This is a genomic window from Mucilaginibacter corticis (genome assembly GCF_007558865.1).
In the GTDB taxonomy this organism is placed as follows: Bacteria; Bacteroidota; Bacteroidia; order Sphingobacteriales; family Sphingobacteriaceae; genus Mucilaginibacter; species Mucilaginibacter corticis.
The window spans coordinates 279605-294374 of sequence record NZ_VLPK01000004.1 but is presented as its reverse complement, the minus strand read 5'-3'; the positions used below and the strand labels follow the sequence as shown (position 1 = coordinate 294374).

Genomic DNA, 14770 nt, shown 5'->3' with positions numbered 1-14770 from the left:
TAATTCAATCATAAATGCACAGAGGCGGCTTCCTGACTATTTTTCTGGTAATTGCAGGCATAACGTTATTATTTGACTGGTACGTTTTTGCCGGCCTTAAAACATTGACCAACGACTGGCAATCGCAACGCGCGCGGTGGGCCGTTATATACGGCTATCTCATTATATCTATTGGCGTTACAGCACTTTTCCTGATAGGGTTTGGCAGTTTTAGTACCGCCAAGGGAATGACACCTTTCCACGAGTGGATGTTGAGCCTGTTTCTTACCTTTTTTATTACCAAGCTGTTTTTTGTATTGGTACTGTTACTGGGCGATCTGGGCCGCGGGGCAGTCGGGATAGTTAACGCGATAAATAAGCATAAGGATTCTGTTAGCCAGGGTTACTTTCCGTCGCGGCGCAAGTTTATCAGCGAGCTGGCGGTGTTGATAGCGGCCTTTCCTTTCTTCGGCTTTTTCTATGCCATGTTCAGGGGTAAGTATGATTACAAAGTGCACCGCCAAACCATATATTATACCGATCTGCCCGATGCTTTTGACGGGTTTACCATTACACAGCTATCAGACATCCATTCAGGCAGTTTTGACAATGTGGATGCCATGCAACGCGGTATAGACTTGGCGCAATCACAAAAAAGCGACCTGTTTGTCTTTACCGGCGACCTGGTAAATAATGCTGCCTGGGAGATAGAAAAGTTTATTCCCAATTTCAGCAAGCTACGTGCGCCATACGGGCAGTTCTCTATCCTGGGCAACCACGACTATGGCGATTACATACAATGGGACAGCGAGGCTGAAAAAGCCGCAAATCTGGATAAGCTAAAGCAACACCATAAAGATCTGGGTTACCGTTTGCTGTTGGATGAAAACCTGGAGCTGGAAAAGAACGGCCAGAAGATCTCGTTGATAGGCGTACAAAACTGGGGGCGTGGGTTTATTAAGGTGGGCGATCTTGACAAGGCGCTTAAAGGTGTCGATCCCAAAGCTTTCAAAATATTGTTATCGCATGATCCTACTCACTGGGAAGAGCAGGTGCGTCATAACCCGGCGAATATCCATTTAACACTTTCGGGCCATACCCATGGTGCGCAATTTGGGGTTGAAACAGCGGGTTTCAGGTGGAGCCCGGTGCAATACCGCTATCTCGACTGGGCCGGCTTGGCTAATGAGCAGGACCGCTACCTGTACGTAAACCGCGGCTTTGGTTTCCTGGCTTTCTCGGGCAGGTTAGGCATCTGGCCGGAAATTACGGTAATAACTCTCAAAAAGAAAGTAGCCTAATAATTGGCCCGATTATAGCTTGTTTTGTTTAAATAAACAAAACCATGGCAAATCACCCAGTAAAATATAACACCACACAAAACCGTGCAGGCACCTGGAAACATAACTGGGAAGTAATGAAACCTTTTGTACATTTTGGTTTTAAGGCTATAGCACTGATTGGCGGCACATTGATAAGCATTATAAAATTATTACCAATGCTGGCGCCTCATAAAGAAGAAGCGCAAAAAAAGGAAACCAGGATCATCAGGATCTGACAACATAATTTTCACTCGCTGTTTCATGAAACGGATATCTTTTTTCTGAGGTATCCGTTTCTTTTTTACACACCTGCTTAAAGTTTCAACAAAGGTTTTTAATAGGTTATAAACCTTAAAGTAATTTTATCATCTTTGCGGCAAATGATATTTTGATGATCATTTAATGTTAAAAGATGTTAATGCACTATCGGTATTTTAAAAATCATATATAAAATACTGATATTTACTGGTTGAATAAATTTTACTAATATCCATGCAATACAAAAAAATCAATAACCTTTTAGGCTGGCTTTGCTTTGTTATAGCTTCTATCACCTATATTTTAACTTTAGAGCCTTCCGTAAGTTTTTGGGATTGCGGCGAATTTATTTCGTGCGCTTTCAGGTTACAGGTAGCACACCAACCGGGTTATCCATTGTTTGCAATGCTGGGTAAATTTTTCTCCCTGCTTTCATTCGGCAACAATGCCAAAGTACCTTATTTCACCAATATGGGTTCGGCACTGGCAAGTGGCGCTACCATTATGTTTTTATTCTGGACTATTACCGCTTTGGCTAAGAAGCTGGTACCCGCAACCGAGGATGAAAACGATAAAACACGCACCATACTGATCATGGGTGCCGGTTTGGTTGGCGCTTTGGCATTTACTTATACAGATACTTTCTGGTTCTCGGCTGTAGAAACCATCGTATTCGCTTTATCTGCCTTATGTACGTCTATCGTGTTCTGGGCAATCCTGAAATGGGACGCTCACGCCGACGAACCCGGAGCCGACAAATGGCTGATATTTATAGCCTACGTAATTGGTTTATCAATAGGTATTCACTTGCTTAACTTATTAACTATACCGGCTATATCGTTGGTTTACTATTTCCGCAGGGCTAAAACAATTACCGTTAAAAGCGCTTTACTGGCATTTTTAGTGAGTTTGGTAATACTGGTATTGGTACAGTTCGGCATCCGCCAGTGGACCATACAGCTATCTGCTTACTTCGACTTATTCTTTGTAAATACACTGGGAATGGGCTTTGGAACGGGCTCGATATTCTTCTTCCTGCTATTGATCGGCTTTTTGGTTGGGGGTATTGTTTACAGTATTAAAAGCAGTAAACCTGTATTAAACCTGGCGTTTTTATGCGTAGCGTTCATCTATTTTGGTTACAGCTCATTCGTTTATATCCCTATCCGCGCAACCGCTAATACTAATCTTGATAACTCGCACCCTGACAACGCGTTTACCTTAAACGGTTATTTAAACCGGATCCAATATGGCGAAACACCGTTGTTAACAGGCCCTTATTTTGACGCGAAAGTTATTGACCAGACAGATGGTGCTACTTTATATCGTAAAGGCGCTACCAAGTATGAAATAACCGGTAAAAAGCAAAATTATGTGTATGACCATACCACCTTTTTCCCGCGTGTGTATAGTACCGAAGGCCAGGACCCGCAATTTTACCGCCAATGGCTGCAAATGGGCGAGACTGACGCGCCTACCTTTGTAGATAACATTAAATTCTTTTTAAGCTGGCAAAGCTATCAGATGTACATAAGGTACTTCTTGTGGAATTTTGCAGGCCGTGTGAATGATATGGATGGGCAGCAGCAAACAGGCGGCTTTAAAGGCTATGCCGACGGCGACTGGACCACCGGTATTTTAGACGGCACCAAACACCTGCCTAAAACTTTGCTTAACGACCGCACCTATACCCCATTATTTGCATTACCATTAATATTAGGCTTATTGGGTTTATGGTATCATTTCCAACAGAAAAAGCGAGATGCTTTGATCGTGGCTTTACTGTGGTTCTTCACCGGTCTGGCTATTGTGGTGTATGTTAACCAGCCGTCGGTACAACCGCGTGAAAGAGATTACTCCTATGTAGGTTCGTTCTATGCCTTTGCTATATGGATAGGTTTGGGCGTTATTGCACTGGCAGAAATATTAAGAAAGAAAATAAACGCTAAAACAGCTGCGTACACCGCAACACTTATCTGCCTGCTTACTGTGCCTACGGTATTGGCCGCAGAAGAATGGAAAGCGCATGACCGCTCGACAAAAATGATGGCGCACGATATGGCTTATAACTACCTGATGTCGTGCCCGCCAAACGCTATTTTATTTACGTATGGCGATAATGACACCTATTGTGTGTGGTATGACCAGGAAGTTGAAAATATACGCCCTGACGTGCGGATAGTTAACCTGAGCTTATTTACAGGCGATTGGTATATCCGCCAGATGCAGCGCAAAATGAATGATGCTGATGCTTTGCCTATTACCATGCCTTTTGATAAATACAAGGATGGCGTGCGTGACGGTATATTCTACAAAGACGCTAAGATCCCCGGTTCTGTTGAAGTAAAAGACGTATTTGACTTTATTTCGTCAGATGATCCGCGTACTATGGTAACTTACCAAAGCGGCGAGTCAAGCAATTATTTGCCTACCAAAAACTTCAAGATCACGGTTAATCATGACGATGTGATAAAAAACAACGTGGTACCTGCAAGTAAAGTAAGCTTAATAGCTGATACCATGAAGTGGAAATTCACTTCAAACTACATCATGAAAGATAACCTGGCGATGCTGGATATATTGGCACACAACAACTGGAAAAGGCCTATATGTTTTGCCATAACCGTTGGTAATGAAAACCTGATAGGCTTACAGCCTTACTTATACAAAGAAGGATTTGTGTACCACCTGATGCCGTTAAAAGTTGATACTGCTGCTAAAGATCAGTCAGAAAAAGTTAACAGCATGGTAATGTATAACAACCTGATGAACAAGTTTAAATTTGGCCAGATCAAAACTGCAAAATATCTTGACCATGAGTCGACTACGATGTTCTACCCGGTTATGATAACCACTTTCCTTGACCTGATACAAACCCTGATAGACGAGGGACATAACGATCTTGCTTTAAATGTGCTGCATAAATATGAAGAAGTATTGCCGGATCTGTCTGTTGATATGCGTATTACCGGCAGCAAATTCTTCATGGCGCACGCGGCTTATAAACTGAATGATATTAAGCTGGCTACCAAGTACACTAATAGCATCAACGACTTTGTTAAAGACCAATTAGATTACTGCTATTACCAGTTGCAAAACAACACCAATATGTTTAGCTCGCGCGATGTACAAAGCGGCATCCAGTTAATTTATTCCCTGTCTGATGATGCCAAGACCTATCATCAAACAGCGTTATACAACAAGCTTGAAGCAGAAATTAAAGATTACAGCACCAAGTTTGCCCCGCTGTTTAGCAACAAATAGTAAAGCAAATAATAAGGAAACAAAAAAGGCGATCCTAATGGATCGCCTTTTTTATGCTGTTTTTACCGTTTATTATCCTGCTAAAGGCAAGTCAAAATAAAAGGTGGATCCTTTGCCCAATTCGCTGTAAACGCCGATTCCGCCGTGGTGATTAGCAATGATCTCTTTAGAAATGTATAAACCCATACCTAACCCGCTGGACATATATTTTTTATCCTCTACCCGATAAAAGCGCTCAAAGATACGCTCCCTTTGTTCTGGCGATAAACCAATACCATGATCGGTTACTGCAACACGCACATCGTTGTTGAGTTTTGATGCGGTAATTATCACATGATTATTTGCAGGCGAGTATTTTACCGCGTTACTGATCAGGTTCATTAAAACCTGTTCAAGCCGCTCATCATTACCGTTAATCAGCAGGCCATCGGCTACATTGCATTCAAAATTATAATTAGGATAAACGTGTCTTGCATTTTCTGTCCACGTAATTACAGCTTCGGTTAAATTAACCGGTTGCAAACCGTACTCTAACCTGCCGGCCTGGATCTTGCTTACATCAAGCAAATCATTAACCAACCGTTGCAGTTTGTTTAATGACATGATAGCTTTATCGATATATTGTTTAACACCGCCCGGCAATTCATCTTTTTTATGACTGATCAGCTGCAGGTATCCTTTTAAGCTGGTTAAAGGCGTTTTTAGTTCATGGCTGGCTATGCCTATAAACTCATCCTTTTTTTCCATTTGTTGTTTCTGCTCCTCAATATCCGTAGCAGTACCAACCCAAAACTGTATTTTACCGGTTTCATCCCGTAACGGTACAGCGCGGTTTAAATGCCATCGGTAAACTCCGTCGGCACGCAAATAACGGTTCTCTACCTCAAATACACCACCCGTTTTTAATGACGCAGTAAATTTTTCCATTGTTAACGGGTAATCTTCGGGATGGATAATTTGCTCCCTGTTATACCCTTCTTCTTCTAAAACAAGCCCGGTATAATCATACCACCGTTGGTTATAAAAATTAACCTTACCATCAGGCAGGTGTGTCCAGGTCATTTGCGGGATATTGTTGGCCAGCAGTTTAAAGTGCTCACGGCTAATCAAGAGATCTACGGTCCTGTCACGTACCGTATCCTCAAGCTCGTCGTTTAATTTTTCTGTAGCGCTTTGTGCCTCGGCCAGTTGCTCATTACGTACCTTAAGCTCTCGCTCGGCATCTTTTTGTGTGGTAAGATCGGTAAGGATCAGGCTAAGCGCAAGGCCTTCGTCCAGCTCAAGTGTATTGCATGATAAAAGGCAACTTACCGGATTGCGGTTCTTGCTTAACAGCTCTATCTCTTCCTTACACTCGTTGTCCCAGGCTGCTTCTATTACCTTGTTAAATTTATCGCGTGATTGTTCAACAATAAAGCTTTCGAACGCTAATCCTATCACTTTCTCCAACGGTATATTTACCATTTCGGCAAAGCGCGAATTACTGTACAGGATCAGCCCCTCATGGTTTATGGTAACCGCGCCCTCGTTCATTTTTTCAATGAACATGCGATAGGTTTGGTCGGCAGTTTTCAGGGTATAAAGCTGGTGGCCTTCCTCGCCTTGTACAATTAAGGCATCAACCTGCCCGGTACGAATAGCTTCAATAGTGTCATTGGCCTCTTCAAGCTTATAGCGAAGTTCATTGGCTTCGCTCAGTAACTCATCGTATGTAAGTTTTTCGCGTTCCATTTTAAAATCAGCTTAACCCAAGTCCCCTTAATACTTTTTCACGGTCTGACATATCGCCAATTAAACGACGCTCGGCGCCCGGGCCCTTTTTAATTAACATCGGCAGTGCTATAATCTGCTCTGCCTGTGCAATTAAAGGCTGCTGGTGAACGTCAATTATTTCAAGTTCATAATGATCCTTCAAAAACTGGTTGCAGATCTCTTTTAAATTTAAGATAGCACGGGTAGAATTTGGCGAAGCACCGGTTATAAACAAACGTAATTGGTAGGTTTCATCTTCATCATATTCGGGCTCTTGTGGTTGCTCTGTCATTTATAGGTTGCTTATGCAGGCCTGATGTTTAGTCCTACCAGTACTTTTTCTTCATTTGAAAGATCTCCGATTATTTTCCTTATCGGCTCAGGTACTTTACGCACTAAAGTAGGGATAGCAAATATCTGGTCGCCCTCTGCAAGCTGGGGCTGCACCAACAGATCTATCACTTCTATTTTATATTGTCCTTTTAAATGCTCTTCGCAATACTTTTTAAGGTTAGCAAGCGCCGTTACAGATTTTGCTGTTTTACCGGCAATATACAATCTTAACTCGTAGGCCGTCGGTTTCTCTTGCTTACTCATTTTTTGCCTCCTTTTTTAACAGGCTGTTCGCCTCTTCGCCTGTTGGTAATTTCATCCCTTGCATTTTGTGTCGCTTGTTTAATTAACTGCTCCTGCTGGTACATTTTGTTCAGTTCCTCTTCTGCCGATTCAAACTCCATTTGCAGGTTAGAAATTTTAGCTTCCAACACTTTACGCTTACGGATCAGTTCGCGGTCTTTGCTGCTCAACGCAAAATCGCGCAGCACCTCGCCGGTTTGTTCCTGCAATTTCTGTGCCTCGCGCGCCGATCCGGTAAGTACGCCTTCAGGGCCTAAATAAACCTCTACCAGGTCAAGCCCCTTATCGGTAATAATAAACTCACGTACTTGGTTTGAATGTTTCATACCGCGCGATTTCATGATATACATACCCCGGTTACGTTCGCCGTTAAATTCAATGTCTCTCACCAGTATCCATGCATCAACTAACGATGATACCCCCTCGTCTGTTTGCTCGTTAACTATATTATTTAATGTTAAGGCGGTAAACATAACGGTTATCTGCTCTTCCTGTAAAAAGTCTATCAGGCGTATCAGCATAGATTTAACTTCGCTTACCGATCCTACGGTAATTAAATTGGTGATAGGGTCGAGTACAACTACACGTGGTTTGAATTTTTTAATAATCTTATATATAGCCACCAGGTGCATTTCTAACCCGTGTAAAGTAGGGCGCGACGCGTGAAACTGCAATAATCCTTTATCAATATGTTTTTGCAGATCGACATCGATAGAATGCATATTACGGATGATCTGTTTAGGCGATTCTTCAAAAGCGAAATAGATACACTTTTCTTTTCGGTTACAGGCTTCGTTAGCAAAGTAAGCCGCGATACTGGTTTTACCCGTACCTGCCGTGCCCGATACCAATATGCTGCTCCCCTTGAAAAAACCTTTACCGCCCAACATGGCATCCATTGCCGGAATACCTGACGAGATTCTGTCTGACGATACTTCTTTTTCTAAACCCAGGGATGTTATCGGCAACACGGATATTCCTTCTTCATCTATTAAAAATGGGTATTCATTGGTACCATGTACAGATCCCCGATATTTGACGATCCTTAACCTGCGGGTAGAGATCTGGTTAATAACGCGGTGATCTAACAGGATAACACAGTCAGATACATATTCTTCCAATCCCTGGCGGGTAAGCGCGTTACCATCCCCTTTTTCGCCGGTAATAATGGTCGTTACACCTTTATCTTTTAACCATTGAAATAAGCGGCGTAATTCGGCACGCAGAATGGCCTGATTGGTCAAGCCTGAAAATAGGTTCTCCAACGTATCAAGCACTACGCGTTTAGCCTTAATGCTGTCAATGGCATAATTAAGGCGTATAAACAACCCTTCAAGGTTATACTCACCGGTTTCTTCTATCTCGCTTCTGTCTATATGTACATAGTCCAGCTTAACCTTTTTCTCGGCTTGCAGCTTATCCAGGTCAAAACCTAATGATGCCACATTCATGGTCAGCTCTGATGCTTTTTCTTCAAAAGCCATAAAAACGCCGGGTTCGTTAAACTGTATGGCTCCCCTAACCAAAAACTCTAATGACATGAGTGTTTTACCGCAACCGGCTTCGCCGCAAATTAATGAAGGACGTCCCAAGGGCAACCCGCCGCCTGTTATTTCGTCTAGGCCGGTAATGCCGGTCTTTGCTTTGGGTAAGGTTGGATAATGTGGTGCTGACTTACTTTTTTTAGGGGCTGTGCTCATGTTCAAATACTATTTTATTATGGCCTTTCGGCTAAAACATATTAGGTGATATTAAAATCAGGTATTATAATATCATCAATATTTAAATTGTTTGAAATAAATGATTTTGTATCAAAGAAATTATATTCCGGAATTATTTTTTGTACAACTTATCAGAATGAGCAGCGGCTATGTTTAGGTTGGAATACATTATTTATCAAATGTAATTTAATTTGCCAATTAAATAAACTTTCTGTTACTGTAATCTAATAATAAAATACCGCTAAATGTTAAGGACGTATACCTACTATTAATAATTAGCTATAGAAAGGGTACGGTTTTTGCTATTGTTAGCCAACCAATAATAATGAGCCTATTTTCAAATAAACAGGCCTGTTTATTATACATCTACAATATAATAATGCAGCACTACAAAAAAATAATGATTGCCGATGACGATCCGGGTATAGTTGATGCTATAGAGATGCTGCTTGAATTTGAGGGGTATAAAGTGATACCTACTTTTGACGGGCATACCATATCAGATATGGAAAATCAACTCCCTGACCTGTTATTGCTTGATATCTGGATGTCCGGGCAGGACGGAAGGGATGTCTGCAAAAAACTAAAGCAGGCTGAAAGTACCTGCGACATACCTATTATTATGGTATCAGCCAGCCATAATATTGAAGAGTCTGCCTTGGCGGCCGGCGCAGACGACTTCTTATCTAAGCCTTTTGAAATGAATGATTTGTTGAACAAGATCAAAAAGCTGACGCAATAAAATTGATTATTAATTAGAAAATTTATTGTATTTTTGCAATCCCCCTATTGGTAAACCTCGTATATAGATATTCCAATTGAACTTAGTTAATGAGAATTGAAAGAATTTAAGCCGCTACCAAATCCAACCTTCCAATACTGTCCAAAATGTGGCAGTCCGCACCACTATCAACTACACAGAAGTTGGTTTGTAAGAAACATACTTTTCTTCTTGCCTTTGCGCAAGTTTTTTTGTGCCAAATGTAAAAAAGGATTTTATGTTATTAAAAAAAGAGGCCAGAAAGACGAATATTAAGCCGGTGCACGTAAATATTATATTTTATTAAACACATTTTATTTTTGATGGTTATAGAAATATAAACGGTATTAACACATGGCAAATTTTCAGGAGATCATAGCATCAGACAAACCGGTATTGGTTGATTTTTCGGCCGAGTGGTGCGGACCTTGCAAAATGATGCCCCCTATCTTGCAGCAACTAAAAAGCAGCCTGGGCGATAAGGTAACCATTATTAAAATAGATATCGATAAAAACCCGGCAGCCGCAAGCGCTTATAAAGTACAAAGCGTACCCACTTTAATGATATTTAAAAAAGGCGAAACCAAGTGGCGACAAAGTGGCGTTATGCAAGCCCCGCAGTTGCAGCAAATATTAACACAGTACCTGTAGCTAAACTTAATATTGTATTAGCCATGGGTTCACATCGGGCTGATATTTTAGTATAAGTACTTTTAAGGCAGAATTTGAACTGCTTTATACTATTCTGCCAATTATTTTGTTATTAACTTTATACATCATCTACCTACAGGTTTATTGTTAATTTAATACGGATCGTCATGTCACAGCAATCAGCATTTTTGCCACAGCGCCAGTTTCATATTTTAATAAACGACGCCAATGAAGAACAAAATCTAACCGTTTTACCAGGTACAAGCGGTAATTTTAGAGTAATTAAACACGGGCAGGTTTTAGGCGAGGTTAACTACACGCCACAAAAGAAAATTGTTTGCTATAAAGGCCGGCTAAAAAAAGCGTTGATGGATCAGTTAGAGAAGCACATCAATAATCACTATTCGTATTCTTTTTAAACCTGTCATTTTGAACGCGGCGGTTTAGAGCGTGCAGCCGAGAACCGCCCTGCCATCATCCTACCCTATGGATGCGGCCTGCTATACCAGGCCATCAGCAATAATACCATCTCGTTATAAGTATCCATGCCATGCGGTTGATTATTCGCTTTTAAATAATCATCATAAAAAATACTGCTTATTATTCCTATTTGCCCCCTGAACGACTGCCAGTATAAACGCTGCACACGCAGATCGGCACGTACTTCTTTAGAGATATGCAATTTCAATTCATTATTAGCAACGGTATCGCGCCGGCGAAGCGCGTGCATACATTCATCTAATGCAACCTGGTAGGCCGAGTAACGTAATAACCTGTCGTCAGAATTTATCCCGACCAAGAAACCGGCAAAATTAGCTTCATCCTCCGGCCCATACCCTATCTGGTGCGACATTTCATGGCAAGCTACGAACGGCCGCTCAAAAACCGGCATTTGGTAATTCATCTGTGCTTCGGACGTGAAAGGGTTATAATAGCCGGACGTACCTAAATAATTCATTAACGGCGTCAAGATCGATGATTTTATGTGGGGATCGTAAGCCCGAAAACTTGCAGAATCCTTTGAAATTTTATTCATAGCAGCTACCGCAGTTTGATAAATAGCATCATTACTTTTCAGCGTATCATCATGTGTAATACGTAACCGGGTGGCGTTGGCACTATCAATGATCATGCAGGTAACATCTTGTAGTTGGGCGGTAGTAAAACTGGTGTCGCGTAAGTTGAGCCGCTCTGCGGCAGAGGGCCTGAAATAATTTAATCCCCAAAAAAGATAAAAAATTAGAATACCGGCCTGTGTGCCAATTATCACACCTAACACCAGGCTGCCTGCAAGCTTAAACTGCTTTTTAAGCGACAGCTTTACCAGTCTAACGGATAAATAAATAAGATAAGCTACGACAACGATATAAATTACATCGCCAAGGCTAAACGGAATGATGTTGTAAATAGGGTGAAATACCCTGCAAATAAAAATATAGAAGCCCTGTGAGTAATATTTTTCGACCGCCGCCGGGTGATCTTCAAATACCGACAGCAGGAATAGCGCTATTGCAAGGGTAAGTATGGTAATTAACTGCTTTTGTATTTTACTGAGTCGCGACGGCATCTATAAGGCAAAATATAAATTTAATTGATAAAAAAATAGCGATGGGTAAAACCCATCGCTATTTAAACGGTATTATTTACCAATTAATTATTTTATGGTTACCGGTACTTCAACAGTATCCCATATTAATGAAAAACCTGTCGCGGTGATTACATATTTCAAGCGTTCTGATTTAGCAACGGTTTTAGGTTTAACAGTAGCCACCAAAACATCCTTAGCCGGATCATCATTAGTGCCTTTATCATTTACACCCCACATGCCAGGTGCATTAGCCGAATTAAAGATCACCTTCCATTCTTTTTCGCCCGGTGTTGCAAAGAAAGAGTACCTGCCTGCAGCTAATTTTTTACCGTCAATCATAATGTCTTTGCTGGTAATAAACACTGTAGCTTCATTAGCACCCGCTCTCCATGGTTGATCATAAGGCACTAATCCGCCATAGATCTTTCTGCCTTTTACAGATGGCGAACCGTAATTAATACTTATTGCAGCTCCGTGTACTTTACCAGATACACTATCGCGCGGGCTGGCTATCATTTTGCCTTTCATCTTCATTTGTGCGCAGGCAACCGTCGAGATTAAAAATGCAACCGCAAATACCGCGATCGCCTTCAATTTAAATGCTTTTTTCATAATAAATTTAAGATTGATTTACTGTATAAAGATAGGGCGAAATTTGATTGCTGCAACCGCAATAAAAAATCATTTTTTACCGTTCAGCTTAAAACTAAGTTATACATATAATGTTATAACAACTGATTCGCATTGCAGTTAGGAATAGCTGAGGGGTTCATAGCCCGAGGTGAAACAATTGTTGTGAGTTGGCCCTTGCCCAAAATAGGCAAGGGTTTTTTTATGCACCTTTATAGCATCACACAGCCAAAAAACTTATTATTACACTTTATTTGATAGATGAAGGATAAAGACAAACCCATTTATTTGTTATTGTTTGTTTTGGCGTTTACGGTTAATGTGGCCGGCATAAATGTAAAGTTCTTTACAGACGATCCGGGCCTGTACGCGTCTATTGCTAAGAACCTTATCTACAAAAAAGACTTTTTACAATTATTTACCTACAACCGCGATTGGTTGGATAAACCTCACTTCCCATTTTGGATGGCGATGCTGAGCTTTAAGCTGTTTGGCATAAGCGTTTGGGCATACCGGCTGCCCGCCCTGCTTTTCTTTTTAATGAGTGCGTGGTACACTTACTTATTCTCGCGTAAATTTTATGGAATCGAGGCGGCTTTTACGTCAGTTTTAATATTGATGACGTCGCAATACGTTATCATGTCAAACACCGACGTACGCGCTGAACCTTATTTAATGGGCTTAATCATTGCAAGCATATACCACATTACCAATCTTGAAGAACGCTTTACCCTAAAAGACCTGTTATTAGCCGCGCTGTTTACGGCTTGTGCTGTTATGACAAAAGGTATTTTTGTGATTATAGCTATTTATGGCAGTTTGTTGGGGCAGCTTATTTTTAAAGGAAAGTTTACCACACTTTTCAGCCCTAAATTTATTGGGCTGTATTTGCTCACGCTGATATTTACCTTACCCGAGTTTTACGCGCTGTACCTGCAGTTTGACCTGCATCCTGAGAAACTGGTTTTTGGCAGGCATAATGTATCAGGCATTAAATGGTTTTTGTGGGATAGCCAGTTTGGCCGGTTTGTAAACAGCGGCCCCATTAGCAGGACTAAAGGCGGCGGCGACCTATTTTTTTATGTGCATACCCTGCTTTGGGCCTTTGCACCCTGGTGCCTGTTATTTTACTACGCGGTATATAAACGTGCCCGCGAGGTCTTTAATAAGGTGCAATTGCCCGAGTATTATACTTTGAGCGGGGGTTTGCTATTGCTGCTGTTATTCTCTCTATCCCGTTTCCAGTTGCCTTTTTATGCAAATATCGTGTTCCCTCTGTTTGCCGTTATTACCGCTCCCTATTGTTATCAGCAATTATCAAATGCAGGCAGTAAATTCAGGTCTATCAACTTATGGATCTACGCTGTTTTATTTATAGTACTTGTTTTTGTTATAAATTACTTTTTAAAACCTGACGGATACACGTTTTTCGCGGTTGATTGTGTTGTGTTTGTTTTGTTGGTTTTCTTGATCAACAAACGGGTATCCGACCAGCCACTGAAAACATTTTTTACAGTTTGCGCAGCCGCGCTGTTTGCCAATTTTTATTTAGCGACAGTTCTTTACCCAACCATAGCTTCATACAATGGCCAGATAACCGCAGCCAATTTCATCAATCAGCCACAATACAACCAATATCACGTTTACATAGGTCGAATGGAAAGTAATGTGTTCCAGTTTGAATGCAATAAGCCGGTAAATTATTTGCCTACCGAAGAGTTCGCCAAATTTGATGGTAAACAAAATGCGGTATTTTATATGACGCAATACTCGCTAAATTATCTGATAGCTAATCACGTACCTTTTCGTATTGTACAATCTTTTCAAAACTACTCGCAGGAACGCATCTTGCCGGCGTTTGTAAACAGCGCGACACGGGAAAAACTGCTGGATAAGGTTTATTTGATAACCTCACCCCAACCCCTATCCAAAGGAGATGGGCTTAAATAATCAGCGCTTATTAATTTGCTTTTGAAGTCCTCTCCTTTGGAGAGGATTTAGGAGAGGTATTTACGCTTTCTCTTCTTCCCAATAAATGGTATCTAAAAACAGGCTGTTTTTTGAAGCGACATCGGCCTTAATTTTTTCGAGCATAGCTTTAGTGTCAGCATCATCCAGGTGCTCTTTTAAGGTGTAATAATAAATTACATACCCTGTTTTACTGTTAATAAACTTAAAATGTTTTTCGGCCACTTTCATACGGACTTAA

General features: G+C 41.1%; 14 protein-coding genes. 7 read left to right on the top strand and 7 right to left on the bottom strand.

Annotated elements, in window-relative coordinates; translation table 11 throughout:
* Positions 1-14: 14 nt before the first annotated feature.
* The 3 genes from FO440_RS19930 to FO440_RS19920 all read left to right on the top strand — a co-directional run bounded on the left by FO440_RS19930 (position 15) and on the right by FO440_RS19920 (position 4823).
* Positions 15-1280 carry a metallophosphoesterase gene (locus FO440_RS19930; RefSeq protein ID WP_144250057.1) on the top strand — a complete coding sequence of 422 codons (1266 nt, stop codon included), beginning with the start codon at positions 15-17 and terminating at the stop codon, positions 1278-1280.
* A 44-nt stretch (positions 1281-1324) separates the two neighbouring features.
* On the top strand, positions 1325-1537 hold the full coding sequence (locus tag FO440_RS19925) for a hypothetical protein (RefSeq protein ID WP_144250056.1): 213 nt from the start codon (positions 1325-1327) through the stop codon (positions 1535-1537).
* A gap of 256 nt (positions 1538-1793) precedes the next feature.
* Entirely contained in the window at positions 1794-4823 is a 3030-nt protein-coding gene (locus FO440_RS19920) for a glycosyltransferase family 117 protein (RefSeq protein ID WP_144250055.1), read from the top strand.
* A 72-nt stretch (positions 4824-4895) separates the two neighbouring features.
* Here FO440_RS19920 and FO440_RS19915 read toward each other — a convergent pair whose 3' ends face one another.
* From FO440_RS19915 to kaiC, 4 genes are read right to left on the bottom strand one after another with little or no spacing between them, the layout of a single operon-like run.
* Positions 4896-6554, bottom strand: coding sequence for a PAS domain-containing sensor histidine kinase (locus FO440_RS19915; protein ID WP_144250054.1), 1659 nt, complete (start codon positions 6552-6554; stop codon positions 4896-4898).
* Between the two features lie 7 nt (positions 6555-6561).
* Positions 6562-6867: a circadian clock KaiB family protein gene (locus FO440_RS19910; RefSeq protein ID WP_144250053.1), complete on the bottom strand. Its 306-nt coding sequence runs from the start codon at positions 6865-6867 to the stop codon at positions 6562-6564.
* An 11-nt stretch (positions 6868-6878) separates the two neighbouring features.
* Complete coding sequence (locus FO440_RS19905) at positions 6879-7172, bottom strand: circadian clock KaiB family protein (protein WP_144250052.1); 294 nt, start codon at positions 7170-7172, stop codon at positions 6879-6881.
* The gene (gene kaiC / locus FO440_RS19900) at positions 7169-8911 is read right to left on the bottom strand and encodes a circadian clock protein KaiC (RefSeq protein WP_144250051.1); all 1743 of its coding nucleotides are present in this window, start codon (positions 8909-8911) and stop codon (positions 7169-7171) included. Before kaiC ends, FO440_RS19905 begins: the two co-directional genes overlap by 4 nt.
* Positions 8912-9311: 400 nt before the next feature.
* Here kaiC and FO440_RS19895 point away from each other — a divergent pair, with 400 nt between their 5' ends.
* The 3 genes from FO440_RS19895 to FO440_RS19885 all read left to right on the top strand — a co-directional run bounded on the left by FO440_RS19895 (position 9312) and on the right by FO440_RS19885 (position 10762).
* Positions 9312-9674, top strand: coding sequence for a response regulator (locus FO440_RS19895; RefSeq protein WP_144250050.1), 363 nt, complete (start codon positions 9312-9314; stop codon positions 9672-9674).
* Between the two features lie 372 nt (positions 9675-10046).
* Positions 10047-10343: a thioredoxin gene (gene trxA, locus FO440_RS19890; RefSeq protein WP_144250049.1), complete on the top strand. Its 297-nt coding sequence runs from the start codon at positions 10047-10049 to the stop codon at positions 10341-10343.
* 167 nt (positions 10344-10510) lie between these two features.
* On the top strand, positions 10511-10762 hold the full coding sequence (locus FO440_RS19885; protein WP_144250048.1) for a hypothetical protein: 252 nt from the start codon (positions 10511-10513) through the stop codon (positions 10760-10762).
* A gap of 65 nt (positions 10763-10827) precedes the next feature.
* Here the strand turns inward: FO440_RS19885 and FO440_RS19880 are convergent, their stop codons facing one another.
* Together FO440_RS19880 and FO440_RS19875 are read right to left on the bottom strand one after the other, a co-directional pair.
* Complete coding sequence (locus FO440_RS19880; RefSeq protein WP_144250047.1) at positions 10828-11910, bottom strand: DUF3810 domain-containing protein; 1083 nt, start codon at positions 11908-11910, stop codon at positions 10828-10830.
* 87 nt (positions 11911-11997) lie between these two features.
* Positions 11998-12543 carry a DUF2911 domain-containing protein gene (locus FO440_RS19875; RefSeq protein ID WP_144250046.1) on the bottom strand — a complete coding sequence of 182 codons (546 nt, stop codon included), beginning with the start codon at positions 12541-12543 and terminating at the stop codon, positions 11998-12000.
* A gap of 279 nt (positions 12544-12822) precedes the next feature.
* Between FO440_RS19875 and FO440_RS19870 the strand changes: the two genes are divergently transcribed.
* Positions 12823-14511 (top strand): ArnT family glycosyltransferase, encoded by a 1689-nt coding sequence (locus FO440_RS19870; RefSeq protein WP_144250045.1) that lies wholly within the window; start codon positions 12823-12825, stop codon positions 14509-14511.
* Positions 14512-14571: 60 nt separating this feature from the next.
* Here the strand turns inward: FO440_RS19870 and FO440_RS19865 are convergent, their stop codons facing one another.
* Positions 14572-14760, bottom strand: a complete 189-nt coding sequence (locus tag FO440_RS19865) for a hypothetical protein (RefSeq protein WP_144250044.1) — start codon at positions 14758-14760, stop codon at positions 14572-14574.
* Between the last annotated feature and the right edge of the window lie 10 nt (positions 14761-14770).

Bases quoted from the DNA above. Each gene is read 5' to 3' on its own strand.
- FO440_RS19925 (WP_144250056.1), top strand. From the start codon at position 1,325: ATGGCAAATCACCCAGTAAAATATAACACCACACAAAACCGTGCAGGC.
- FO440_RS19905 (WP_144250052.1), bottom strand. From the start codon at position 7,172: ATGAGTAAGCAAGAGAAACCGACGGCCTACGAGTTAAGATTGTATATT.
- kaiC (WP_144250051.1), bottom strand. From the start codon at position 8,911: ATGAGCACAGCCCCTAAAAAAAGTAAGTCAGCACCACATTATCCAACC.
- FO440_RS19910 (WP_144250053.1), bottom strand. From the start codon at position 6,867: ATGACAGAGCAACCACAAGAGCCCGAATATGATGAAGATGAAACCTAC.
- FO440_RS19880 (WP_144250047.1), bottom strand. From the start codon at position 11,910: ATGCCGTCGCGACTCAGTAAAATACAAAAGCAGTTAATTACCATACTT.
- FO440_RS19865 (WP_144250044.1), bottom strand. From the start codon at position 14,760: ATGAAAGTGGCCGAAAAACATTTTAAGTTTATTAACAGTAAAACAGGG.
- FO440_RS19915 (WP_144250054.1), bottom strand. From the start codon at position 6,554: ATGGAACGCGAAAAACTTACATACGATGAGTTACTGAGCGAAGCCAAT.
- FO440_RS19875 (WP_144250046.1), bottom strand. From the start codon at position 12,543: ATGAAAAAAGCATTTAAATTGAAGGCGATCGCGGTATTTGCGGTTGCA.
- FO440_RS19930 (WP_144250057.1), top strand. From the start codon at position 15: ATGCACAGAGGCGGCTTCCTGACTATTTTTCTGGTAATTGCAGGCATA.
- trxA (WP_144250049.1), top strand. From the start codon at position 10,047: ATGGCAAATTTTCAGGAGATCATAGCATCAGACAAACCGGTATTGGTT.
- FO440_RS19920 (WP_144250055.1), top strand. From the start codon at position 1,794: ATGCAATACAAAAAAATCAATAACCTTTTAGGCTGGCTTTGCTTTGTT.
- FO440_RS19870 (WP_144250045.1), top strand. From the start codon at position 12,823: ATGAAGGATAAAGACAAACCCATTTATTTGTTATTGTTTGTTTTGGCG.
- FO440_RS19895 (WP_144250050.1), top strand. From the start codon at position 9,312: ATGCAGCACTACAAAAAAATAATGATTGCCGATGACGATCCGGGTATA.
- FO440_RS19885 (WP_144250048.1), top strand. From the start codon at position 10,511: ATGTCACAGCAATCAGCATTTTTGCCACAGCGCCAGTTTCATATTTTA.